The following is a 23133-nucleotide window of genomic DNA, read 5'->3' on the forward strand; positions in this document are numbered from 1 at the left end:
CGAGCCTGCTCGAGATGACAGATCAGCATTCAGCAGCGATGTCGACTGTTGCATCGCCATCGCGAGCAGGCTCGCTCCCACAGGAAAACAACAGCGTTCAAGAGGACACGGACATGCAAACCAAACTGTTGATCAACGGCCATCTGGTGAACGGCGACGGCCCTGGCCAGGCCGTCTTCAATCCGGCGCTGGGCCGGGTCCTGGTGGAAATCAATGAAGCCAGCGAGGCCCAGGTCGACGCCGCCGTGCGCGCCGCCGACAGCGCTTTCGATGCCTGGTCGCAAGTGCCGCCCAAGGACCGCTCCCTGCTGCTGCTCAAGCTGGCCGATGCCATCGAGGCCAATGGTGAAGAACTGGCCAGGCTCGAATCGGACAACTGCGGCAAGCCATTGAGCGCCGCCCTGAACGATGAAATCCCGGCGATCGCCGATGTGTTCCGTTTCTTTGCCGGCGCCAGCCGTTGCATGAACGGCTCGGCGGGCGGCGAGTACCTGCCGGGGCACACCTCGATGATCCGTCGCGACCCGGTGGGCGTGATCGCTTCCATCGCCCCGTGGAACTACCCGTTGATGATGGTCGCCTGGAAAATCGCCCCGGCCCTGGCCGCTGGTAATACGGTGGTGCTCAAGCCGTCGGAACAGACGCCACTGACCGCGTTGCGCCTGGCGGAACTAGCGTCGGAAATTTTCCCGGCAGGTGTGCTCAACGTCGTCTTCGGTCGCGGGCAAACCGTCGGCCAGCCGCTCGTCACGCACCCGAAAGTCCGCATGGTCTCCCTGACCGGCTCCATCGCCACCGGCTCGAACATCATTTCCAGCACCGCCGAGAGCGTCAAGCGCACGCACATGGAACTGGGCGGCAAGGCCCCGGTGATCATCTTCGATGACGCCGACATCGACGCTGTGGTGGAAGGCATCCGCACCTTCGGCTTCTACAACGCCGGCCAGGACTGCACAGCCGCCTGCCGCATCTATGCCCAGCAAGGCATCTACGACAAATTTGTCGAAAAACTCGGCGCCGCCGTCGCCAGCATCAAGTACGGCCTGCAGAACGAACCCGATACCGAGATGGGACCGTTAATCACCGCTCAACACCGCGACCGCGTGGCCGGCTTCGTCGAGCGGGCCATCGCCCAGCCCCACATCCGCCTGGTCACTGGTGGCAAGGCTGTGGACGGCAACGGCTTCTTCTTCGAACCGACGGTGCTGGCCGACGTCCAGCAGGACGACGAAATTGTCCGCCGCGAAGTGTTCGGTCCGGTGGTGTCCGTCACGCCATTCCTTGAGGAAGCACAAGTGCTGGCTTGGGCCAACGATTCGGACTACGGCCTGGCCTCATCGGTGTGGACCGCCGACATCGGCCGCGCCCATCGCTTGTCGGCACGCCTGCAATACGGCTGCACCTGGGTGAATACGCACTTCATGCTCGTCAGCGAAATGCCCCATGGCGGTCAGAAACGTTCCGGCTATGGCAAAGACATGTCGATGTATGGGCTGGAGGATTACACGGTGGTGCGGCATGTGATGTTCAAGCATTGAGCCTACGCCAACGGCAGGCACTCCACGATCAAGGTGATTGGTCGTGGTGATGCGCCATTCAGGATGGCACTACCAACTCGACCGAGGGGAAATAATTCCGGTAACGCTTCGCATCACGGGTGAGCAAAGGGAGGCGCTTCACAGCCGCATGTGCACCGATAAAAAAATCTGCAAGGACGTTACTTTTTCCACCGCCCATTTTTCGATACCGCACAAAAGCCTTCCCTGCCAGAAACAATGCTGGTCTGGGTATTTCCTGCAGCACCAGCCCCAGCTTCTCGACCACCTCATCCAAGGCTTCGAAGGTGGAAAAAGTCTGGGACAGCTCTGCGTAAATAATTGGATTGATGACCAGGTCATGAGCTCTGGATTGGGCACGCAGCTGCTGAATAGACCAGTCAGCCCAAACCGGATCATCTTCCAGCACATCGATCAGAACGTTGGTATCAACTAATATCATCAGTCGTCACCGCGCAATAGCGCCATAAGATCGTCCGTACGCCATTTGATATCCGCCTTGCCACGTACCGCTTCGAAACGATCGCTGATGGCTGCGGCCGTTGTTTCTGGCCTGCCGGCATGCAGCACCACTTCACCGCGCGCATTGATGCTGAACTCAACTGCACTACCAGGCATCAAGTGCAACGCATCGCGGATGGGTTTGGGAATGGTGACCTGCCCTTTACTTGTCATAGTCGTCGGCATTGTATTCTCCTTAAGGTATTACTTTTTTTAAAAAGTAATACTTCGCGCTCAGACCTGCAACTGCCATTTACGGTGGGAGATGTGCTGTGGCTTTTGTGACCCGAATTACCCAACAGGAAAGCTGAATTCGAACTGCTGCGGTTTCCGCTCAAAACCGCGAAGCACGGCCCATCGCATCCATCAGATAACGCATGGCGATCCGGTCGCTTTCCGACAACTCTCGATAACGCTCGACCAGCCTCATTTCCTCCAGGCTGAGCGGGCGTTTGCTCCGTGTTCTGGTCAGGCCAGGAAAGATCCCCAGCATTTCGGTAATGCTCTGTATTTTGGTCATGGGTTGTCCTTCGTTACGTCGATTCAAAGCGTAAAGACAGTCATAAAGTAATTGATCAAAAAATTCCCGAATCCTCACAAAAACAGAAATAACTGTAAGAATTTTTAACCAAGCCACGCTTTCCCATCTCTCCAAACGGGCATTTCCCCTATGATTTTGCGTTTCGGTGAACCGATCCAGCTCTCAGGCATCTGTTCTAACGTTCGTCGCGTTTGGCCAAAGGCATGTCCGAACTCCTTTACCAGTCTCTGTTGCCAGGATCGGCTCGGGATTGTCTTCAGATAAGGTTGTATTTATGCACCGCAGGAATCTGCTCAAGGCCTCCATGGCCTTCGCCGCCTACACCGGACTGTCGGCCTCCGGGCTCATGGCCGCACGTGCCTGGGCTGCCGATCAGACCGCCGACGGCGAAGCCCGTCCCTTCGATTTCAACCAATTGAAAGACCAGGCCCTGCGACTGGCCGCAAGCCGCTACGTCGACACCAAGCAAGTCCTGCCGCCGACGCTGGCCCAGATGTCCCCCTTGCAGTTCAATGCCATCCAGTACGACGCCAATCATTCGCTATGGAATGAACTGGACGGCAAGCTGGACGTGCAGTTTTTCCATGTCGGCATGGGCTTCAAGCAGCCGGTGCGCATGTACAGTGTCGACCCGAAGACCCGCATGGCGCGTGAAGTACACTTTCGCCCGGAACTGTTCAACTACGAGAAGACCACGGTCAATACCTCGCAGCTCACCGGCGACCTCGGGTTCGCAGGTTTCCGGGTGTTCAAGGCACCGGAGCTGGACCGGCACGACATCGTTTCGTTTCTCGGCGCCAGCTACTTCCGCGCGGTGGACGCCACCGGCCAGTACGGCTTGTCTGCCCGCGGCCTGGCCATCGACACGTACGCAAAAAAACGCGAGGAATTCCCCGACTTCACCAAGTTCTGGTTCGAAACGCCGGACAAGAACAGCACCCGCTTCGTGGTCTATGCCCTGCTCGACTCACCGAGCGCCACCGGTGCCTACCGCTTTGACATCGACTGCCAGCCTACCCGGGTGGTGATGGAAGTCGACGCGCACGTCAACGCGCGTACCGCCATCGAGCAGTTGGGCATCGCGCCGATGACCAGCATGTTCAGTTGCGGCACCGTCGAGCGACGCATGTGCGACACCATTCACCCGCAGATCCACGACTCCGATCGCCTGGCCATGTGGCGCGGCAACGGCGAGTGGGTCTGCCGTCCGCTGAACAACCCCGCCACCTTGCAGTTCAATGCATTCGCCGACAACAACCCGAAAGGTTTCGGCCTGGTGCAAACCGACCACGACTTCGAGAGTTACCAGGACACCGTGGATTGGTACAGCAAACGGCCAAGCCTGTGGGTCGAACCTACGACCGCTTGGGGCGAAGGCTCGGTCGACCTGCTGGAAATTCCTACCACCGGCGAGACCCTGGATAACATCGTTGCGTTCTGGACGCCGAAAAAACCGGTCGCTGCCGGCGATTCGTTGAACTATGGCTACAAACTCTACTGGAGCGCCCTGCCACCGGTCAGCACGGACCTGGCCCGCGTCGACGCCACCCGTTCCGGCATGGGCGGCTTCATCGAAGGCTGGGCTCCCGGCGAACACTACCCCACCGTCTGGGCACGGCGCTTCGCGGTGGACTTTACCGGTGGCGGTCTCGATCAGTTGCCATCGGGCACCGGCATCGAGCCGGTGGTGACCTGCTCCCACGGCGAGGTCAAGGATTTCAACGTGCTGGTGCTGGACGCGATCAAGGGTTATCGCATCACCTTCGACTGGTATCCGACTGACGACCGCGTGGACCCGGTGGAGATGCGCCTGTTCATTCGCTCCAAGGACCGGACGTTGAGCGAGACCTGGTTGTACCAGTACTTCCCGCCGGCGCCGGATAAGCGCAAGTATCCCTGATGTTGATCGGGTGACTGGGCTGGCCCTATCGCGAGCAAGCTCGCTCCCACAGTGGTTTTGTGTTGTTCACAGAATTTGTAATCTACACCCTACCCTGTGGGAGCGAGCTTGCTCGCGATGAGGGCGGTACAGCCACCGAATAACTCACCTGATAAACGAAAGCCCCGGCCAATGAGACCGGGGCTTTTTGTTTCAGCGGCCGCTCAGTCGCGCAAATCCGACTCATGGATCGGCTGGTCCCGATGCGTCGCCCGCTGGTACTGCGCCGGCCAGGTGGCCTTGCGTCCGCCCAGGTCATCATCGGCATGCAGCGCCCAGTACGGATCACGCAACAGCTCGCGAGCGAGGAAGATGATATCGGCCTGGCAGGTGCGCAGGATGTGTTCGGCCTGGGCCGGCTCGGTGATCATCCCGACCGTGCCAGTGGCGATTTCCGACTCCTTGCGCACCCGCTCGGCGAAGCGCGTCTGGTAGCCCGGGCCGGTGGGAATCTCGGCGTTGGCGGCGGTACCGCCCGACGACACATCAATCAAGTCCACCCCCAGCGCCCGGAATCGCCGCGCCAGTTCCACCGTTTCATCGGGGTTCCAGCCGTCTTCGACCCAGTCGGTGGCGGATACCCGAACAAAAACCGGCAGCTCCTCTGGCCATACGGCCCGGACCGCTTCGGTCACTTGCAGTACCAGGCGGATACGATTTTCAAACGACCCACCGTATTGATCCCGACGCTGATTGCTCAACGGCGACAGGAACTGGTGCAGCAGATAGCCATGGGCTGCATGGACCTCGACGACCTTGAAACCAGCCGTCAGGGCACGTTTGGCCGCATCGACGAATGCCTGGATGACATCGGCGATCTGTCCTTCATCGAGCTGCTTCGGTTGAGTGTGCTGGGGATCAAAGGCAATCGGCGAAGGGCCGACCGGAACCCAGCCACCCTCTTCCGGTTTGACGCTGCCATGCTTGCCCAGCCAGGGCCTCCAGGTGCTTGCCTTGCGCCCGGCGTGGGCCAGCTGGATGCCGGGCACGGCGCCTTGGGCGGTTATGAACCGGGTGATGCGTTGCAAAGGCTCGATCTGTTCATCGTTCCACAACCCGAGGTCCTCGGCGGTAATCCGGCCATCGGCCGTGACGGCGGTGGCTTCGGTGAAAACCAGGCCGGCACCGCCCACGGCACGACTGCCGAGGTGCACCAGATGCCAGTCGTTGGCCAGGCCATCGGCGCTCGAATACTGGCACATCGGCGAAACCGCGATGCGATTGGGCAGGGTCAGTTGACGAAGGGTATAAGGTTCCAGCAGCAGACTCATGGGGCACCTCTCGAATCAGTGGGCAGGCTCCAGGGTTCTGTTTGAAAAGTCGACGAGTGACAAACGGTGCAACACCCGCCCCCGCGGGCAAAACAATCGACAAGACGTCACAAGGCCTATCAAGCAGTGCTTAGAGACTAGTCGACAACCGGGGAGGAGGAAGGGTTCAGAAGTCAAAAACCGCCCTTTCGAAGCCAAGCTGTGTCTTCAAGGCTTGTGTGAACTCCCGTGGCGAGGGAGCTTGCTCCCGCTCGGCTGCGCAGCAGTCGTAAAACCGATCATTGCGGTTTACCTGAAAGAATTGCTTCACGCCAACAGGGGCCGCTTCGCAGCCCAGCGGGAGCAAGCTCCCTCGCCACGGGGGCAGTAAGGCTACCGGGGTTCGATATGAGCAATCATCAACTGCACCGTTTCCTGGCCACGGAACTCGTTGAGGTCAAGCTTGTAGGCCAGCTCCACCCAGCGCACGGTGGGGTTGGGCCAGATTTCCCGGTCAATGCCGAAGGCTATGCCATCGAGTTTCACCGAACCGCACTCAGTCTTGAGAATGACCTTCAGGTGCCGTTCACCCACCACTCGCTGCTCGACCAGCTGGAACACGCCGTGGAACACCGGCTCCGGAAAATGCTGTCCCCACGGCCCCGCATGGCGCAATGCCCGGGCCAGTTCCAGGTGGAACTCTTCCACCGCCAGAGAGCCATCCGACAACAGCCGCCCCGTCAGGTCTTCTTCACGTAGTTGCCGGCGCACCTCCGCGTCAAAAGCCTCGGCAAACAAGGCAAAGTTCGCCTCCGGCAACGTCAGCCCCGCCGCCATGGCGTGACCGCCGTATTTGCTGATCAGGGTCGGATGCTGCGCTGCGACAACGCTCAACGCATCGCGGATATGAAAACCCGGCACCGAGCGGCCCGACCCTTTGAGCAGGCCGTCCCCGGCATCGGCGAAAGCAATGGTCGGACGGAAATAGCGCTCTTTCATGCGTGACGCCAGGATCCCGATGACGCCCTGGTGCCATTGCGGATCGAACAGGCACAAGCCGAACGGCATCGACTCCACCGGCAGATCCTTGAGCTGGGCCATGGCTTCACGTTGCATGCCCTGTTCGATGGATTTGCGGTCCTGGTTCATGCCATCCAGCTGCGCCGCCATGTCCCGTGCCAGCGCCGGGTCGTTGGTGAGCAGGCATTCGATGCCCAGGCTCATGTCGTCCAGCCGCCCCGCCGCATTCAGGCGCGGCCCGAGGATGAACCCGAGGTCGGTGGACGTGATGCGCGAGTGATCGCGCTTGGCTACTTCGAGGATGGCCTTGATGCCGGGCCGGGCGCGTCCGGCGCGAATACGCTCCAGGCCCTGGTGCACCAGGATCCGGTTGTTGGCATCCAGCGGCACCACGTCGGCGACGCTGCCCAGCGCCACCAGGTCGAGCAGTTCGCCGATGTTCGGCTGCGGCTTGCTGACATACCAACCGAGGCTGCGCAGACGGGCCCGCAGGGCCATCAGCACATAAAAGATCACCCCGACACCCGCCAGTGCCTTGCTCGGGAACTCACAACCGGGCTGGTTCGGGTTGACGATGGCATCGGCCGCCGGCAATTCGAGCCCCGGCAAGTGGTGGTCGGTGACCAGCACCTTGAGGCCGGCCGCTTTCGCCGCTGCCACGCCCTCCACGCTGGAGATGCCGTTGTCCACGGTGACCAACAATTGCGGCGCGCGTGTCAGGGCGACTTCGACGATTTCCGGCGTGAGGCCATAGCCATATTCAAAGCGATTGGGCACCAGGTAGTCGACATGGGCCGCACCGAGCAGGCGCAGACCAAGCATGCCCACGGTACTGGCGGTCGCTCCATCGGCATCAAAATCGCCGACGATGAGGATGCGCTGGCGTTGCTCCAGCGCCACCACCAGCAGGTCCACCGCGGCATCGATCCCCTTGAGTTGCTGATAAGGAATCAGGCGCGCCAGGCTCTTGTCCAGCTCCGCTTCGGACTGCACGCCACGTGCTGCGTAAAGACGGGTCAACAACGGCGGCAGGTCACCGAGAAACGGCAGGGTGGCGGGTAACTGGCGGGGTTCTATGCGCATGGGCTAACGATCATTTCTCTATTTTTGTAGATCCTGTGGCGAGGGAGCTTGCTCCCGCTGGGCTGCGTAGCGGCCCCTTTCTGTGGGCGCTGCGCACCCAAGCGGGAGCAAGCTCCCTCGCCACAAAGCGTTCACTTGATACAGGGTCAACGGCTCAGCCACGCTCGCCCAGCAACCATTGCAACTGAACCTCATGCTGGCCACGGTCGTCGGTCACGAAAATCGTCCCTTCGCTGATCATCACGTCCCACTTGATCACCCGTGGCATGTCCTTGGCCAGGGTTTCAAGCACTTCCTGGGGGACGGCGGCGATGTTCACGTTCTTCAGGTTCTTCACCGCGGGGATCACCTTGCCTTCCCATACCCGCAGGCTGCCGTAGGCCAGCAGGCTGGTGCGCTCGGTGCGGCGCGAGCACCAGGTCAGGCGATCGGCATCCGGCTGGCCGACTTCGATCCAGTGCAGCACACGGTCATCCAGACTTTTTTCCCACAGCGCGGGTTCGTCGACATCCGACAGCCCACGACCAAACGCCAGCAGCTCGTTGTACCAGAACGCGTAGGCCAAGAGGCGCACGGTCATGCGCTCTTCGGTTTCCGAAGGATGGCGGGCAATGGTCTGCTTCACATTCTCGTACACGCTGCGGTCGAGGTCAGTGAGGTTCAGTTCAAACTTGTAGGTCGTGGACGGCTGGGCCATGAACGGGCTTCTTGATACGAGGAAAGGCGGCAAGTCTAACCGATGCGACGGCTAATCCACGAATTGCCGACCATCAACCTGCGGCGGCGGTGGTCGGCCTATGATAAAACGCTCTATTCGTTCTGCCTTTGTCCCTACAGGATCCGTCATGTCGCTTACTGCCAAACCTCTTGCCGGCGTCAAGGTCATCGAACTCGGCACGCTGATCGCCGGCCCTTTTGCCTCGCGTATCTGCGGTGAATTCGGTGCCGAGGTCATCAAGGTCGAATCGCCGGACGGCGGCGATCCGCTGCGCAAGTGGCGCAAATTGTATGAAGGTACGTCGTTGTGGTGGTTCGTCCAGGCACGCAACAAAAAGTCCGTGACGCTGAACCTCAAGCACCCCGAAGGCCTGGCGATCCTGAAAAAACTGCTTGGCGAAGCCGACATCCTGATCGAGAACTTTCGTCCCGGCGTGCTGGAAAAGCTCGGCCTGGGCTGGGACGTGCTGCACGCACTGAATCCGAAGCTGGTCATGGTCCGGCTATCAGGCTTCGGCCAGACCGGGCCGATGAAGGATCAGCCCGGGTTCGGCGCCGTCGGTGAGTCGATGGGAGGCCTGCGCTACATCACCGGCTTCGAGGATCGCCCACCGGTGCGCACCGGCATCTCCATCGGCGACTCGATCGCCGCGCTCTGGGGGGTGATCGGCGCGCTGATGGCCTTGCGTCACCGGGAGGTCAACGGCGGGACCGGCCAGGTGGTGGACGTGGCGCTATACGAAGCGATTTTCGCCATGATGGAAAGCATGGTTCCGGAGTTCGACGTGTTCGGTTTCATCCGCGAACGCACCGGCAACATCATGCCTGGTATCACGCCGTCGTCTATCCACTCCAGCGCCGACGGCAAGCATGTACAGATCGGCGCCAACGGTGACGCCATCTTCAAGCGTTTCATGCAGGTCATTGGCCGCGACGACCTGGCGAACGACCCGCAACTGGCCAGCAACGATGGCCGTGACGAACGCCGCGACGAGTTGTATGGGGTCATTGATCGCTGGGTCAACTCGCTGCCGTTGGATGCCGTCATCGACCAATTGAACCAGGCCGGCGTGCCGGCGAGCCGGATCTTCAGTGCCGAGGACATGTTCAGCGACCCGCAATTTCTCGCCCGCGAGATGTTCCTGCAAGCCAGGCTGCCGGATGGCAAGGCGTTCAAGATGCCTGGGATCGTACCGAAGCTTTCCGACACACCGGGAACAGCCGAATGGGTCGGGCCAGCATTGGGCGAGCACACGGCAGAGGTGCTCGGTGAGCTTGGCTACGATGCGCAGCAGGTCGCCAGGCTGCGCACCGACGGCGCCGTCTGAGGCAAATTCTTCGGATAGCTGAAGATCCACGGTGGGAGCGAGCCTGCTCGCGAAGGCATCGGACCAGTCAACCTGCTATTGACTGACAAACCGCTTTCGCGAGCAGGCTCGCTCCCACAAGGGTTCTGTTTTGCCTGATGCAGAGCACCGTGGCCATAAACACCAGGCAAAAAGAAACCCCGAGAAGTGGGGAGACAACTCGGGGTTAAACGTGACCCTTAAAGGTCCGTACAACAAGCGACAAGCACCGGAGCACAATGCTTGCTCTTGTTGGTAAAAAGTCTGACTCGCTAGAACGTAGGAAGGTTCCCGCGGGATGTCACTCAATTGGCAGCAAGCATGACCTTGTCGCGCGCCACGTTACGTAACGCCGCGATGACACACGGCTCCAGCCGCCCCTCGGCAATCAGCACATCGCGATGCAGGCCGTCGACCACGTCGGTCAATTGGCGCTTGTCGGTCAGCTGGGCCTGGTTGAACAGCCGCTCGACCATGATGGCCCCCGAGGAATTCTTCAGCGTTACCAGGCATTCGCCTTTGGTACCGGAGGGCGTGAGCGTGACCTGATACGGGCTCAAGGCTTCATTGAGCAACAGGCTGATACTTTCCATTCGATCACCCTTCAATAGTCCGAAAAAAAACAACTGCACATTAAGTGACCCCGCGGCCCGGCGGAAAGTTCGCCAGCGCGACGAACCGGCACAACGGCGGCCTGTTCAACCGAGCATGCGCGTTCAATATGACAGCTGGATATCAGCCTCAGCGGATGCCATCGATCAAGCCGGCAGCCGCTTGGAACGATCCCTCCGGCGTCCAACCTCGGTCCAACCGCCCAGGACACCGCGCAACCGGCCATCGGCGGCATAAAAGGGCACCGACCAGTGATAGATGTCCTGCAATCCATTGCGCAACATCAGCTGGCGGTCGACAAACCGAGGCTGACGGGTTCGCAGCTGCTCCATCAGCTCCCCGTGCAACAGTTCGGCGGTCGCCGCCGGCATTGCCGCAGACTCCGTCAGACACGTGCCTCGGAGCTTCTCGAAGCGAGTCGCGAACCGCTCCTCATAACTTTTGTTGCACATGATCAGCCGCCCTTCGAGATCTCGGATGAAGATCGGATCGGGAATGGCATCCATCAAGGCGCGCTGGAACGTCAATTGGTCGTTGAGCACGGTCTCGGCCTTGAGGCGCTGTCCGATCTGGCCCTGCAAGCGGCGGTTCCAGAGCAGCGACAACAGGCCGAACACCCCTGCCGCGATCACACACCAATAACCTTGCAGGGGGATGCGCGACCAGAACGACGGTTCTTGATCAGGTGTTTTCTCGGCGAACCACTTGAAACGTAGCGCGCGCATGTCTTCGGCGGGAAACGCTTCCAGCGCCTTGTTGAGGATCTCCAGCAATATGTGGGAATCCTGCCGTACAGTGAGATAGTCTGGTTCCCACATGCCTTCGAGACTGCCTCCTACCTGCAGCTGCCCTGAAGGATAGAGGTGCACGGCGGTTTCGCTTTCGATGGTGGCATGGGCTTCGCGATTTTCCACTAACGCCCTTGCCTCGGCACGGGTCATCACCGTGCGCAGCGCTATGGTCGGATGCTCGCGGCGGATTTGCGCTTCGAGGGCATGCCGTGCCGGCAACGCCAGCACCTTGCCCGCCAACTGATCCAGCGAACGAAGCGCGGGCTCCCCCTCACGGCCAACGAATACCCAGTCGAAACCGCCGAACGCATGGCTGAAATTCAGCACAGCCCGGCGCTCGTCATTCATCGCCAGGACACTAGACATGTCGGCTTCGCCGTTTTCCAGCATCTCGATCAATTGATCGGCAGAGAACGACTCCCGATGGATGAATTCAAGTCCGGTCATTTGCTCAATGGCATGGAGCATGTCAGCGTTCAGGCCGCTCCATTCTCCCTGTGCATTCTTGAACAGGTACAGCGGGATTTGCATCGACGCCACAACGACACGCGGGTTCTGCCTGATCCAGTCCAGCTCACGGGCGTCGAGCACCAGTCTCTCGCCCGCTTCGAGCGGTGACTGTCCGGGAGTCGTCGACGGGTCAGCGCCGCCCCATTGGCTCCAGTACATCAGGGCCAGGCCCATGATCCAGCTCAACGCCGGTTTGCATCGGTTTACGAACAGCATCTGCACTTCCTTCGAGATAACTCACCCGTTCTTCCTTGGGCGAAACCCGGAGAGTTTGGCATGCAGAAACAAAGAAGCCCGTCAGGAGACGGGCTTCAAGATGTGACAGCTTCCAGCGATCAGAGCGGTTTGCCGCGGTTGCCATGCTGGCTGACAAAGGCCTGCACGGCCTTCAGATCATTAGGCAATACGGTGCAACGCTCATCTCGCTCAAACAAATCAGAAAGATGTGCAGGCAGCTCAAGCGCTTTTCCTACGCCAGCCTTCTCCACTGCTTCCGGAAACTTCACCGGGTGAGCGGTGCCCAGGATGACCATCGGGATATCCAGGCTGCGGCGGCATTCGCGCGCCGCTCGCACCCCGATGGCGGTGTGCGGATCGAGCAACTCACCGCTCTGCTCGAACACCTCGGCGATGGTTTCGCAGGTCTGCGCGTCATCCACCGCCAGGGAGTCGAACAGCTTGCGGGCTTCGGTCCAGCGCTCGGCCTCGACGCTGAAACCACCGCCCTGACGGAAGCTGTCCATCAGGCCCGCAATCGCCGCGCCATTACGACCGTGCAGGTCGAACAGCAAACGCTCGAAGTTCGACGACACCATGATGTCCATCGACGGCGACAACGTGGCGTGCAGGGTTTCCTTTACGTACTGGTTACCGCTCATGAAGCGGTGCAGGATGTCGTTGCGATTGGTGGCGACGATCAACTGGTTGATCGGCAGCCCCATGTTGCGTGCCAGGTAACCGGCGAAGATATCGCCGAAATTGCCGGTGGGTACCGAGAACGCCACCGAACGGGCCGGGCCGCCCAACTGCAGGGCCGCGTGGAAGTAATAGACGATCTGGGCCATGATCCGCGCCCAGTTGATCGAGTTCACCGCCACCAGCCGGGTGCCCTTGAGGAAGCTCTGGTCGGCGAAGCTGGCCTTGACCATTTCCTGGCAGTCATCGAAGTTGCCTTCGATGGCGATGTTATGGATGTTATCGCCGAAAATCGTCGTCATCTGCCGACGCTGCACTTCCGAGACGCGGTTGTGCGGGTGCAGGATGAAAATATCGACGTTCTCGCAATGCTTGCAGCCTTCGATGGCGGCCGAACCGGTGTCGCCGGAAGTGGCACCGACAATCACCACCCGCTCGCCACGCTTTTGCAGCACATAGTCCAGCAGGCGGCCGAGCAACTGCAGGGCGAAATCCTTGAAGGCCAGGGTCGGGCCGTGGAACAGCTCCATCACCCATTCGTTACCGTTGAGCTGACGCAACGGCGCGATAGCGTTGTGGGAAAAGACGCCGTATGTCTCTTCCAGGATCTTCTTGAAATCAGCGTCCGGAATGCTGCCGGTGACGAACGGGCGCATCACTCGGAAGGCCAGCTCGTGATACGGCAGGCCGGCCCAGGAAGCGATTTCTTCCTGGGTGAAGCGCGGCAGGTTCTCCGGCACATAGAGGCCGCCGTCCGTGGCCAGGCCAGCCAGCAGGACATCTTCGAAATTCAGGGCCGGTGCCTGGCCGCGGGTACTGATATAGCGCATAGGGGCAAACCTTCGGTTTGAGCTGCGAGCTGTAAGCTACAAGCTGCAAGTAAAAGCGCATCTGCTTTTACTTGCAGCTTGCAGCTTGAAGCTTGTAGCTGCTTAGTTCAAATGCTCGACGCGGATACGGACCACCGGGCCAACGACTCCCTGAAGCGCCTCCAACGCTGCGATCGCATCGTTGATGCGTTGCTCCACCACGCGGTGGGTCAGCAGGATCATCGGCACCAGGCCGTCGTGTTCCTCGACTTCCTTCTGCATGATCGACTCGATGTTGATGCCGCGTTCCGAAAGAATGCTGGCAACCTGGGCCAACACCCCTGGATGGTCCTTCGCCTGGATACGCAGGTAGTAGGCACTTTCGCACGCTTCGATCGGAAGAATCGGATGGTCCGACAGCGAGTCCGGCTGGAACGCCAGGTGCGGCACGCGATTTTCCGGGTCGGATGTCATGGCGCGAACCACGTCCACCAGGTCGGCCACCACCGAAGAAGCGGTCGGCTCCATGCCGGCGCCGGCGCCGTAGAACAAGGTCGAGCCCGCGGCGTCACCGTTGACCATTACCGCGTTCATCACGCCGTTGACGTTGGCGATCAGGCGATCGGCCGGGATCAGCGTCGGATGCACACGCAACTCGATGCCGCTGGCGGTGCTGCGCGCCACGCCCAGGTGCTTGATGCGATAGCCCAGGGCCTCGGCGTAGTTCACGTCGGCGGTGGTCAGCTTGGTGATGCCTTCGGTGTAGGCCTTGTCGAACTGCAGCGGAATACCGAAGGCGATCGACGCCAGGATCGTCAGCTTGTGCGCCGCATCGATGCCTTCGACGTCGAACGTCGGGTCCGCCTCGGCGTAGCCCAGCGCCTGGGCTTCGGCCAGCACGTCTTCAAAAGTGCGGCCCTTCTCGCGCATCTCGGTGAGGATGAAGTTGCCGGTGCCGTTGATGATCCCGGCCACCCAGTTGATCCGGTTGGCCGACAGCCCTTCGCGAATCGCCTTGATCACCGGGATACCACCGGCTACGGCGGCCTCGAAAGCCACGATCACGCCCTTCTCGCGGGCCTTGGCGAAAATTTCATTGCCGTGAACGGCGATAAGCGCCTTGTTCGCGGTGACCACATGCTTGCCATTCTCGATGGCCTTGAGTACCAGCTCGCGGGCAACGGTATAGCCGCCCATCAGCTCTATCACGATGTCGATCTCAGGGTTCGTGGCCACTTCGAAGACATCGTTGGTAATCGCAATACCGGTCGTCTGGAACTGAGGCTTTGGCGTGCGCATGGCAATTTGTGCCACTTCGATTCCACGCCCGGCACGACGAGCAATTTCCTCGGCGTTGCGCTGAAGTACGTTGAAGGTGCCGCCACCGACGGTACCTAACCCACAGATGCCTACTTTGACCGGATTCACTCTTGACTCCCCATGAAACGGCCGACACAAGGTCGGCCGTGAATACAGCCGCGCAGCAACGCGACTTTGTGTTTAACGGCCCGGCAAAGATTTTCGCCAGGCCGTGATCTTCTGCAGCCCATTGGCCACGATCATTTCGCCCCAAGGGCCAGTTTGGCGACTTGCGGCGCCGGCTGGTAGCCCGGAATCACCTGGCCATCGGCCAAAACGATGGCCGGCGTGCCGTTCACACCAATGGACTGGCCGAGGGCGAATTGCTTGGAGACCGGGTTCTCGCACTTGGCGGCTTTGATTTCCTTGCCGTCGACCATTTTGTCCATGGCCGCTTTCTTGTCCTTGGAGCACCAGACTGCCTGCAATTGCTCATCACCCGGCGAGCCGAGGCCCTGACGCGGGAAGGCCACATAGCGCACCTCAATGCCGCGCTTGTTCAGCTCTGGCACTTCGGCGTGCAGTTTGTGGCAGTACGGGCAGGTGGTGTCGGTGAACACGGTAATGTGCGACTTGGTTTCGCCGACCGCCGGGTAGACCACGGTTTCGGCGACCGGGATACCGTTGATCAATTTGGAGATGCCTTGGCGCTCGGTGATCTCGGTGAGATTCACCGGCTTGCCGTCCTTGAGCGCGAACAGGTTGCCCTGGACGATGTACTGACCGTCGGCGCTGGCATACAGCACACGGCTGCCCTGCAGCTTGACCTCATACAGGCCGGACATCGGGCTGGCGGAGATGGCCTCGATCGGCACTTCAAGCTCGAGGTTGGCGAGGCTTTTGCGGATCGCCTGGTCGGCCGCGTCATCGGCGATGGCAAAGGTACTGGCCAACGCAATGGCGGCGGCCGTGAACATCTGGATCAAACGCATGAGGACTCCTGAGGCAAACAAATAGGCGGGGACACCGAGGCAGAGATTCGGGTTCCAGCCGCCCACTGTGCAAACCGGGAAAGCCTACCACATAAGGCCCGTATGGCCGAATTCACCTGTCGCAAGACAACACACGATGTCGGTGTACCAGGTCCCCTGTGGCGAGGGAGCTTGCTCCCGCTCGGCTGCGCAGCAGTCGCAAATGGAGTCACTCCGCTCTCAGGGAAGATCGCGGCGGCTGCGTTGGGGCGCTTCGCGCCCAGCGGGAGCAAGCTCCCTCGCCACAAAAGCGGGTGTTCATTCAGCCGCGCGGATGGTGCCTGGCATGCAACTCCTGCAACCGCGCCCGGGCCACATGGGTATAGATCTGGGTGGTGGACAGGTCGCTATGCCCCAGCAGCATCTGCACCACCCGCAGGTCGGCGCCGTGATTGAGCAGGTGCGTGGCGAAGGCATGGCGCAGCGTGTGGGGCGAGAGCGATTTGTTGATCCCGGCCACCTTGGCCTGGTGCTTGATGCGGTGCCAGAAGGTCTGGCGGGTCATCTGCTCGCCGCGCAGGCTGGGAAACAGCACGTCGCTGGGGCGACCGCCCAGCAAGTCATGACGGGCGTCGCGCATGTAGCGCTCGACCCAGACGATCGCTTCTTCGCCCATCGGCACCAGGCGCTCCTTGCTGCCCTTGCCCATCACCCGCAACACGCCCTGGCGCAGGTTCACTTGTTCCAGCGTCAGGCTGATCAGCTCGGTGACGCGCAAGCCACAGGCATACAACACTTCCAGCATGGCCCGGTCGCGCTGACCGATGGGGTCGCTGAGGTCCGGTGCCGCCAGCAGCGCCTCGACGTCCGCTTCCGACAAGGATTTGGGCAGCGGACGCCCCAGTTGCGGCATTTCCACGCGCAAGGTCGGGTCCACCGCGATCAGCTTTTCCCGCAACAAATAACGATAGAACCCACGCAAGCCAGAGAGAAACCGGGCAGTTGAGCGTGGCTTATAGTTCTGCTCCAGGCGCCACGCCAAGTGATCGAGGATCAGCTCCCGCCCGGCATTGGCCAGCTCCAGGTTGTTTTCCTGGAGCCAGCCGTTGAATAGGGCGAGGTCGCTGCGATAAGCATCGCGGGTGTTATCGGACAACCCCTTCTCCAGCCACAGGGCATCGAGAAACTGGTCTATCAGCGGGTGATCGATGGCAGGCATAAAGACTCTTGAAGGATACGGGCGTACACGGATTCAACGGGAATGAAGCCATGCAGGGTGCGCAAAGACCAAATCGCAGGCAACAAAAAAGCAGCCCGCAGGCTGCTTTTTTTTGCATCGGAAGCTGGACTTAAGCCAGTTTTTCCTTGATGCGAGCTGCTTTACCGGACAGGTCACGCAGGTAGTACAGCTTGGCTTTACGCACGTCACCGCGACGCTTCACAGCCATGCTGTCGATCTGCGGGCTGTAGGTCTGGAAAGTACGCTCTACGCCAACACCGTTGGAGATTTTACGAACGGTGAATGCACTGTTTACGCCGCGGTTACGCTTGGCGATAACAACGCCTTCGAACGCTTGCAGACGTGCACGGTCGCCTTCCTTCACTTTCACCTGAACGACAATGGTGTCGCCCGGGGCAAAGGGAGGGATTTCTTTGGTCATCTGCTCTGCTTCGAGTGCAAGGATGATTTTGTTAGTCATGCTGTGCTCCTAAGGCAAGTCATCGGACTTACCATCGATACGTTGTTAACTATCGTCCCGCTCGCGGATGTATTCCTCGAGCAGCTTCTTCTCTTCTCCAGAAAGCGAGCGGCTTTCCAGAAGATCGGCGCGTCGTTCATAGGTCCGACCAAGGGACTGCTGTAAACGCCAACGCCGGATGTGCGCGTGGTTGCCACTTAGCAACACGTCGGGAACACGCTGATCCGCATACACCTCCGGTCGGGTGTAATGCGGGCAATCCAGCAGACCATCCGTAAAGGAATCTTCCTCGGCGGAATCCGCATGCCCTAAAGCTCCAGGCAGCAGTCGTGTAACCGCATCGATCAGGACCATCGCCGGCAGCTCGCCGCCAGACAGTACATAGTCGCCAATCGACCACTCTTCATCGACATGAGCTTCAATGAAACGCTCGTCAATGCCTTCGTAACGGCCGGCAATCAGGATCAATGCATCCGATTTCGCCAGCTCGCGTACCGCCGACTGAGTCAGCTGACGGCCTTGGGGCGACAGGTAGATCACCTTCGCACCCTCCCCGGCTGCCGTCCTGGCCTGAACCAGCGCATCTTCCAGGGGCTTGATCTTCATCACCATGCCCGGACCACCGCCAAACGGGCGATCGTCCACAGTGTGATGTCGATCCGTGGTGTAGTCCCGCGGATTCCAACAAGTGAGCTGCAACAGCTCCTGTTTCACCGCGCGGCTGGTTATGCCGTACTCGCTGATGGCGGAAAACATCTCGGGAAACAACGTGATGACTTCAACGCGCAAATTAGCCACGTCTAGAAATCCGCATCCCATTCCACCTTCATCTCGCCTGCTGCCAGGTCAACGGCCAACACGCATTGCTCGGTATAGGGCAACAGGCGTTCGCGATCATCCAGGCTACCGACGCAAGGCTTTACCACCATGACATCGTTCGAACCGGTCTCGAGCAGGTGATCGATCTTCCCGAGCAGTTGCCCGAGGTGGTCGATGACCTTCAGACCTACAAGCTGGTACCAGTAGTACTCGCCGTCGGTCAGTTCAGGGAACAGGTTGCGCGGCACGCAGATCTCATAACCGGCCAGAAGACGCGCTTCTTCACGATCATCGAGACCCTTGAGCTTTGCGACCAGGAACTTGTCGTTCCCACGTCCGCTGACCAGCTCAACCTGTTTCACGCTACCTTCGCGCTTGAGCGTCCAGGTTTTGTAGTCCAACAGGTTTTTGATCGGATCAGTAAAGGAGTAAACCTTCACTTCGCCGCGAACGCCATGAACAGAATAAATCTTGCCGACAACGATCAGATCATCAGCATCTTTTGGCGTCGCGTTCATATTGCTCAGGCCGCAGCCTTAGCCGATTCCTTCAACAACTGAGCAACACGCTCAGAAGGCTGTGCACCAACGCTCAGCCAGTAGGCTACGCGCTCTTGGTTCACGGACAGACGGATTTCCTGACCACGGGCAACAGGGTTGAAGAAACCAACCTGTTCCTTGTGGGAACCGTCACGCGGATTGCGGCTGTCGGTTACGGTCAGGTGGTAAAACGGGCGCTTTTTGGAGCCGCCAAGGGCAAGACGGATTGTTAGCATGTGAACATCGTTCCTGTAGTCGGTGCTGCAAATCTAAATGCACAGCGGGCATAGGTGCCCGAAAGGCCGCATATTCTAAGGAATATCCGGACTTTTGCAAATGACTTTTTCCGGCGCATGGCGCCGTGCGATCAAGATTTGCCGTAGAGCCGTCATGAAAAACGGCAGGTAGCTCCCGCATAGCACGGGTTTGCTGGAGATCCCCGCATCCGTGCGGGGCAACGCCGACATGACAGCCGGCGCAGATTCTTTACATTTTCGGCATACCGCCGCCGGGCAACATACCGCCCATGCCGCGCATCATCTTGGCCATCCCGCCCTTGGCGGAGAACTTCTTCATCATCTTCTGCATCTGCTTGTGTTGCTTGATCAAGCGACCGATGTCCTGCACCTGCGTGCCGGAACCCATGGCGATACGGCGTTTGCGCGAACCGCTGATCAGGTCAGGGTCGCGGCGCTCGGCCGGGGTCATGGAGTTGATGATGGCTTCCATCTGCTTGAACTGCTTCTCGGCCGCGCCCTGCGCATTGCCCATTTGCGCCAGGTTCACGCCACCAATGTTCGGCAGTTTGTCCATGAGGCCGCCGAGGCCGCCCATGTTCTTCATCTGTTGCAACTGGTCGCGGAAGTCTTCGAGGTCGAAGCCCTTGCCCTTCTTCAGCTTCTTGGCCAGTTTGTCGGCCTTGTCCTTGTCGAGGGTCTGTTCGGCCTGCTCGATCAGGCTGAGCACGTCGCCCATGCCGAGGATACGAGAGGCGATACGCTCGGGGTGAAACGGCTCGAGCGCCTCGCTCTTCTCGCCCATACCGATGAACTTGATCGGCTTGCCGGTAATCGCGCGGACCGACAGCGCGGCACCGCCACGGGCGTCGCCGTCGACCTTGGTCAGGATCACGCCGGTCAGCGGCAGTGCGTCGCCGAAGGCCTTGGCCGTGTTGGCCGCGTCCTGGCCGGTCATGGCGTCGACCACGAACAGGGTTTCCACCGGGTTGATCGCGGCGTGCAGTGCCTTGATCTCGCCCATCATCTCTTCATCGATGTGCAGGCGACCGGCGGTGTCGACGATAACCACGTCGATGAACTTGAGCTTCGCTTCCTTTATAGCAGCCTGGGCGATATCCACCGGCTTCTGGCTCAGGTCGGACGGAAAGAACGTCACGCCGATGTCGTTGGCCAGGGTTTCCAGCTGCTTGATCGCCGCCGGGCGATAGATGTCCGCGGACACCACCATCACCGACTTCTTCTTGCGCTCTTTAAGGAAGCGCGCCAGCTTGCCGGCAGTGGTGGTCTTGCCCGCGCCCTGCAGGCCGGCCATCAGCACGACCGCCGGAGGCACGGCGCTCAGGTTCAGGTCTTCGTTGGCGGCGCCCATCAGGCTTTCGAGTTCGGCCTGGACAATCTTCACGAAGGCCTGGCCCGGCGTCAGGCTGCGCGACACTTCGGTGCCGACGGCGCGTTCCTTCACCGAATTGACGAAGTCCTTGACCACCGGCAGAGCGACGTCGGCTTCGAGCAACGCCATGCGCACTTCGCGCAGGGTGTCTTTGATGTTGTCTTCGGTCAGTTTCGCCTTGCCGGTGACATGGCGCAGCGTCTGCGAGAGACGGTCGGTTAGGTTTTCAAACATGCGCGATCCTTTCAGGCCCAGATAAGACCGGGATAATGGCGGCCCAGACCGTGAAATATGTGCTCGGCGAGCCTGCGGCGTGGGCAGGTCGCGGATTATAGCGAAGAAGCGTGCGACGTACACCTCGCCGTCGGTTGCGGTGGTCTTTCGTGCGGTGGGGATTCTATGCCAAACTCAGCGCCTTTCGGGCTTGCCTAACAGGATTTATGCTCCCCTTGTCACCCAGCTTGCTTGCTTCCCTCGCCGCCGCTTGTCTTTATGCCGCTGCGACCTTCTATCAGGGCACCCGCCTGGCCTCCGGCGCCAAGGCGAACAAGCGCCTGCTGGTCACGCTCGGCGTGCTGGCGGTGCTTGTCCACGCGGCCAGTCTTGTCACCCACCTGATGACGCCGATCGGCCTGGGCCTGGACTTCTTCAATGCCGCCAGCCTGATTGCCGTGGCCGTGATTGCCCTGACGCTGCTGGCCTGCTCGCGCATCCCCGTGGAAAACCTGCTGGTGCTGCTGTTCCCGCTGGGACTGGCCACGGTGCTGCTGGCGCAGTTCGCGCCGTCGGGCACCGTGCAGATCATCGACGAAGAGCCAGGCATCCTCGCCCATATCCTGTTGTCGATCCTCGCCTACGGCCTGTTCACTATCGCGGTATTCCAGGCATTGCTGCTGCTGGTGCAGGACCATCAGCTCAAGCATAAGCACCCGTCCGGGCTGATCCGCAACTTTCCGCCACTGCAAACCATGGAAAGCCTGCTGTTCGGTTTCCTCTGGGCCGGCTGGACGCTGCTGTCGCTGTCGCTGATTTCCGGCTGGCTGTTCGTCGAAAACCTGTTCGCCCAACACCTGGTGCACAAGACATTGTTGGCGTGCCTGGCGTGGATCGTGTTCAGCGTGCTGTTGTGGGGGCGTAATCGTCTCGGCTGGCGGGGCCACAAGGCAATTCGCTGGACCCTGGCCGGATTCTGCCTGCTGATGCTCGCCTACTTCGGCAGCAAGCTGGTCCGCGAATACATCCTGCATGTCTGACGGACGACACTGATGGATAGGCTGCCCTTGGGGCCATTGTTTGCGGTAATGGTCGTACTGATCCTCTGGTCGGCGCTGTTCACGGCCATCGAAGCGGCCCAACAATATCTGCTCGCGCAACGCAGAGCGTCGCGCTCTGGCGACAAACCACTGGCGAAGCTGAACTTCCCTATCGCCAGCCTGATCCTGGGCAACACCCTCTGTCGTGCGCTGGCGGTGGTAATCGGCACCTGGCTGGCGATTTTTGCCTGGCTGGAAAACGGCCCGTGGCTGGCCTGGCTCGGCACCAGCGCGGCCTTGCTGGTTTTTGCCGATTACCTGCCTCGCACCCTGGCGACCCGCTACCCCGACGCGGTGCTGGGCCTGGGCAACAGCTTGCTTGCCCTGCCGCTGAAAATTGTCTATCCGGCCGCCTGGCTGCTCAACGGTTTCAGTCAGTTGCTGCTGCGCCCGTTTGCCCGCAAGACCGGTGCTGTCCAGCACAGCGACGATGAAATGCCCGCACCGCCACGCGCTGAGCATGAACAGGAACACAGCGGCCGGGTCCATCCGGTATCCGGCATCCATGCGCTGGACAACATCACCGTCAACGACATCCTCGTGCCCCGCAGCGAGGTGGACGGGATCAACCTCGACGACCCTATCGGCGAAATCATCGAACAGCTGCGCCTGAACCGTCGGACCCGCCTGCCGGTGTTCCACAGCGATATCAACCAGGTCGAAGCGGTGCTCAACACCCGCCAGATCCGCCACCTGCTGGCGGACGCGAGCCTGACCAAGGAAGCGCTGCTGAGCGCTTGCCACGAGCCTTACTTCGTCCCCGAGAGCACGCCGCTGCAACTGCAGTTGCTCAACTTCCACAAGCAGCAGCGACGCCTGGGCATGGTGGTGGATGAATATGGTGAAGTGCTGGGCATCGTGACCCTGGAAGACATCCTCGAGGAAATCGTCGGCGAGTTCGAAAGCGAGCACAGCCTCGACAATCCCCATGTCCATCCCCAGCCCGATGGCCGCCTGATGATCGAAGGCGCGGCGTCAATCCGCGAGTTGAACAAGACCCTCGGCTGGCACCTGCCTTGCGATGGCCCCAAGACGCTCAACGGCCTGGTCACCGAGGCCCTGGAAACCATCCCCGAAAGCCCGGTCTGCCTGAAGATCGGCCGCTACCGGCTGGAAATCATCGAGACCGTCGACAACCGCGTCAGCCAGGTGCTGGTGTGGCATAACAGCTCGGTGCCGGTGGTTATCTAACCGCCGTACCCGTGGCGAGGGAGCTTGCTCCCTCGCCACAAAAGCTCAGCACACGCTTCAATATTGTGCGCAGGCTCTCTTG

Annotated in this window: 22 protein-coding genes; 5 read left to right on the plus strand and 17 right to left on the minus strand. The window is 60.4% G+C overall.

The features are described 5' to 3' along the window. Positions 1–113: 113 nt before the first annotated feature. Positions 114–1538, plus strand: a complete 1425-nt coding sequence (locus tag J3P97_RS21705; protein ID WP_434601747.1) for a gamma-aminobutyraldehyde dehydrogenase — start codon at positions 114–116, stop codon at positions 1536–1538. 58 nt (positions 1539–1596) lie between these two features. Here the strand turns inward: J3P97_RS21705 and J3P97_RS21710 are convergent, their stop codons facing one another. From J3P97_RS21710 to J3P97_RS21720, 3 genes are all read right to left on the minus strand, one after another. After that, complete coding sequence (locus J3P97_RS21710) at positions 1597–1998, minus strand: type II toxin-antitoxin system VapC family toxin (protein WP_434672742.1); 402 nt, start codon at positions 1996–1998, stop codon at positions 1597–1599. After that, positions 1998–2243 carry an AbrB/MazE/SpoVT family DNA-binding domain-containing protein gene (locus tag J3P97_RS21715; protein WP_434572036.1) on the minus strand — a complete coding sequence of 82 codons (246 nt, stop codon included), beginning with the start codon at positions 2241–2243 and terminating at the stop codon, positions 1998–2000. The genes J3P97_RS21710 and J3P97_RS21715 overlap by 1 nt, the downstream gene beginning before the upstream one ends. Before the next feature lie 148 nt (positions 2244–2391). Continuing rightward, positions 2392–2577: a hypothetical protein gene (locus J3P97_RS21720; protein ID WP_434572035.1), complete on the minus strand. Its 186-nt coding sequence runs from the start codon at positions 2575–2577 to the stop codon at positions 2392–2394. 295 nt (positions 2578–2872) lie between these two features. Between J3P97_RS21720 and J3P97_RS21725 the strand changes: the two genes are divergently transcribed. Continuing rightward, positions 2873–4498, plus strand: coding sequence for a glucan biosynthesis protein D (locus J3P97_RS21725; RefSeq protein WP_434572033.1), 1626 nt, complete (start codon positions 2873–2875; stop codon positions 4496–4498). A gap of 203 nt (positions 4499–4701) precedes the next feature. Here the strand turns inward: J3P97_RS21725 and J3P97_RS21730 are convergent, their stop codons facing one another. The 3 genes from J3P97_RS21730 to J3P97_RS21740 form a co-directional block, all read right to left on the minus strand. Continuing rightward, on the minus strand, positions 4702–5808 hold the full coding sequence (locus J3P97_RS21730) for an NADH:flavin oxidoreductase/NADH oxidase (RefSeq protein ID WP_305499036.1): 1107 nt from the start codon (positions 5806–5808) through the stop codon (positions 4702–4704). 372 nt (positions 5809–6180) lie between these two features. Next, positions 6181–7890 carry a single-stranded-DNA-specific exonuclease RecJ gene (gene recJ / locus J3P97_RS21735; RefSeq protein ID WP_434672743.1) on the minus strand — a complete coding sequence of 570 codons (1710 nt, stop codon included), beginning with the start codon at positions 7888–7890 and terminating at the stop codon, positions 6181–6183. 154 nt (positions 7891–8044) lie between these two features. Next, positions 8045–8587 (minus strand): YaeQ family protein, encoded by a 543-nt coding sequence (locus J3P97_RS21740; RefSeq protein ID WP_047227511.1) that lies wholly within the window; start codon positions 8585–8587, stop codon positions 8045–8047. 148 nt (positions 8588–8735) lie between these two features. Here J3P97_RS21740 and J3P97_RS21745 point away from each other — a divergent pair, with 148 nt between their 5' ends. Continuing rightward, entirely contained in the window at positions 8736–9935 is a 1200-nt protein-coding gene (locus J3P97_RS21745; RefSeq protein WP_434601750.1) for a CaiB/BaiF CoA transferase family protein, read from the plus strand. 323 nt (positions 9936–10258) lie between these two features. Here the strand turns inward: J3P97_RS21745 and J3P97_RS21750 are convergent, their stop codons facing one another. The 11 genes from J3P97_RS21750 to ffh form a co-directional block, all read right to left on the minus strand. Next, complete coding sequence (locus tag J3P97_RS21750; RefSeq protein WP_305499033.1) at positions 10259–10546, minus strand: DUF3509 domain-containing protein; 288 nt, start codon at positions 10544–10546, stop codon at positions 10259–10261. 165 nt (positions 10547–10711) lie between these two features. Continuing rightward, positions 10712–12082 carry a transporter substrate-binding domain-containing protein gene (locus J3P97_RS21755; protein ID WP_434672744.1) on the minus strand — a complete coding sequence of 457 codons (1371 nt, stop codon included), beginning with the start codon at positions 12080–12082 and terminating at the stop codon, positions 10712–10714. 119 nt (positions 12083–12201) lie between these two features. After that, complete coding sequence (gene thrC, locus J3P97_RS21760; protein ID WP_305499032.1) at positions 12202–13611, minus strand: threonine synthase; 1410 nt, start codon at positions 13609–13611, stop codon at positions 12202–12204. 102 nt (positions 13612–13713) lie between these two features. Then, entirely contained in the window at positions 13714–15018 is a 1305-nt protein-coding gene (locus tag J3P97_RS21765) for a homoserine dehydrogenase (protein WP_305499031.1), read from the minus strand. A 131-nt stretch (positions 15019–15149) separates the two neighbouring features. Further along, positions 15150–15881 carry a DsbC family protein gene (locus tag J3P97_RS21770; protein WP_305499030.1) on the minus strand — a complete coding sequence of 244 codons (732 nt, stop codon included), beginning with the start codon at positions 15879–15881 and terminating at the stop codon, positions 15150–15152. A gap of 301 nt (positions 15882–16182) precedes the next feature. Beyond that, positions 16183–17079: a site-specific tyrosine recombinase XerD gene (xerD, locus tag J3P97_RS21775; protein WP_434572028.1), complete on the minus strand. Its 897-nt coding sequence runs from the start codon at positions 17077–17079 to the stop codon at positions 16183–16185. Positions 17080–17209: 130 nt separating this feature from the next. Next, positions 17210–17560, minus strand: coding sequence for a 50S ribosomal protein L19 (gene rplS, locus J3P97_RS21780; protein ID WP_305499028.1), 351 nt, complete (start codon positions 17558–17560; stop codon positions 17210–17212). Between the two features lie 45 nt (positions 17561–17605). After that, entirely contained in the window at positions 17606–18379 is a 774-nt protein-coding gene (trmD, locus tag J3P97_RS21785) for a tRNA (guanosine(37)-N1)-methyltransferase TrmD (RefSeq protein ID WP_434572025.1), read from the minus strand. Then, the gene (gene rimM, locus J3P97_RS21790) at positions 18361–18897 is read right to left on the minus strand and encodes a ribosome maturation factor RimM (protein ID WP_058544503.1); all 537 of its coding nucleotides are present in this window, start codon (positions 18895–18897) and stop codon (positions 18361–18363) included. Before rimM ends, trmD begins: the two co-directional genes overlap by 19 nt. 5 nt (positions 18898–18902) lie before the next feature. Beyond that, positions 18903–19154, minus strand: a complete 252-nt coding sequence (gene rpsP, locus J3P97_RS21795; protein WP_003185073.1) for a 30S ribosomal protein S16 — start codon at positions 19152–19154, stop codon at positions 18903–18905. Positions 19155–19404: 250 nt separating this feature from the next. Further along, positions 19405–20781, minus strand: a complete 1377-nt coding sequence (ffh, locus tag J3P97_RS21800; RefSeq protein WP_135843856.1) for a signal recognition particle protein — start codon at positions 20779–20781, stop codon at positions 19405–19407. 206 nt (positions 20782–20987) lie between these two features. On the opposite strand from ffh, the gene J3P97_RS21805 reads away from it, so the two are divergent. Both J3P97_RS21805 and J3P97_RS21810 read left to right on the plus strand, forming a co-directional pair. Then, on the plus strand, positions 20988–21800 hold the full coding sequence (locus J3P97_RS21805; RefSeq protein WP_305499026.1) for a cytochrome C assembly family protein: 813 nt from the start codon (positions 20988–20990) through the stop codon (positions 21798–21800). A 12-nt stretch (positions 21801–21812) separates the two neighbouring features. Then, positions 21813–23051 (plus strand): HlyC/CorC family transporter, encoded by a 1239-nt coding sequence (locus J3P97_RS21810; protein WP_434672745.1) that lies wholly within the window; start codon positions 21813–21815, stop codon positions 23049–23051. The last annotated feature ends 82 nt before the right edge of the window (positions 23052–23133 follow it).

Origin of the sequence: Pseudomonas sp. R1-15 (genome assembly GCF_051132085.1) — a bacterium.
In the GTDB taxonomy this organism is placed as follows: domain Bacteria; phylum Pseudomonadota; class Gammaproteobacteria; order Pseudomonadales; family Pseudomonadaceae; genus Aquipseudomonas.

Bases quoted from the DNA above. Each gene is read 5' to 3' on its own strand.
- J3P97_RS21705 (WP_434601747.1), top strand. From the start codon at position 114: ATGCAAACCAAACTGTTGATCAACGGCCATCTGGTGAACGGCGACGGC.
- J3P97_RS21710 (WP_434672742.1), bottom strand. From the start codon at position 1,998: ATGATATTAGTTGATACCAACGTTCTGATCGATGTGCTGGAAGATGAT.
- J3P97_RS21715 (WP_434572036.1), bottom strand. From the start codon at position 2,243: ATGCCGACGACTATGACAAGTAAAGGGCAGGTCACCATTCCCAAACCC.
- J3P97_RS21720 (WP_434572035.1), bottom strand. From the start codon at position 2,577: ATGACCAAAATACAGAGCATTACCGAAATGCTGGGGATCTTTCCTGGC.
- J3P97_RS21725 (WP_434572033.1), top strand. From the start codon at position 2,873: ATGCACCGCAGGAATCTGCTCAAGGCCTCCATGGCCTTCGCCGCCTAC.
- J3P97_RS21730 (WP_305499036.1), bottom strand. From the start codon at position 5,808: ATGAGTCTGCTGCTGGAACCTTATACCCTTCGTCAACTGACCCTGCCC.
- recJ (WP_434672743.1), bottom strand. From the start codon at position 7,890: ATGCGCATAGAACCCCGCCAGTTACCCGCCACCCTGCCGTTTCTCGGT.
- J3P97_RS21740 (WP_047227511.1), bottom strand. From the start codon at position 8,587: ATGGCCCAGCCGTCCACGACCTACAAGTTTGAACTGAACCTCACTGAC.
- J3P97_RS21745 (WP_434601750.1), top strand. From the start codon at position 8,736: ATGTCGCTTACTGCCAAACCTCTTGCCGGCGTCAAGGTCATCGAACTC.
- J3P97_RS21750 (WP_305499033.1), bottom strand. From the start codon at position 10,546: ATGGAAAGTATCAGCCTGTTGCTCAATGAAGCCTTGAGCCCGTATCAG.
- J3P97_RS21755 (WP_434672744.1), bottom strand. From the start codon at position 12,082: ATGCTGTTCGTAAACCGATGCAAACCGGCGTTGAGCTGGATCATGGGC.
- thrC (WP_305499032.1), bottom strand. From the start codon at position 13,611: ATGCGCTATATCAGTACCCGCGGCCAGGCACCGGCCCTGAATTTCGAA.
- J3P97_RS21770 (WP_305499030.1), bottom strand. From the start codon at position 15,881: ATGCGTTTGATCCAGATGTTCACGGCCGCCGCCATTGCGTTGGCCAGT.
- xerD (WP_434572028.1), bottom strand. From the start codon at position 17,079: ATGCCTGCCATCGATCACCCGCTGATAGACCAGTTTCTCGATGCCCTG.
- rplS (WP_305499028.1), bottom strand. From the start codon at position 17,560: ATGACTAACAAAATCATCCTTGCACTCGAAGCAGAGCAGATGACCAAA.
- trmD (WP_434572025.1), bottom strand. From the start codon at position 18,379: ATGGGATGCGGATTTCTAGACGTGGCTAATTTGCGCGTTGAAGTCATC.
- rimM (WP_058544503.1), bottom strand. From the start codon at position 18,897: ATGAACGCGACGCCAAAAGATGCTGATGATCTGATCGTTGTCGGCAAG.
- rpsP (WP_003185073.1), bottom strand. From the start codon at position 19,154: ATGCTAACAATCCGTCTTGCCCTTGGCGGCTCCAAAAAGCGCCCGTTT.
- ffh (WP_135843856.1), bottom strand. From the start codon at position 20,781: ATGTTTGAAAACCTAACCGACCGTCTCTCGCAGACGCTGCGCCATGTC.
- J3P97_RS21805 (WP_305499026.1), top strand. From the start codon at position 20,988: ATGCTCCCCTTGTCACCCAGCTTGCTTGCTTCCCTCGCCGCCGCTTGT.
- J3P97_RS21810 (WP_434672745.1), top strand. From the start codon at position 21,813: ATGGATAGGCTGCCCTTGGGGCCATTGTTTGCGGTAATGGTCGTACTG.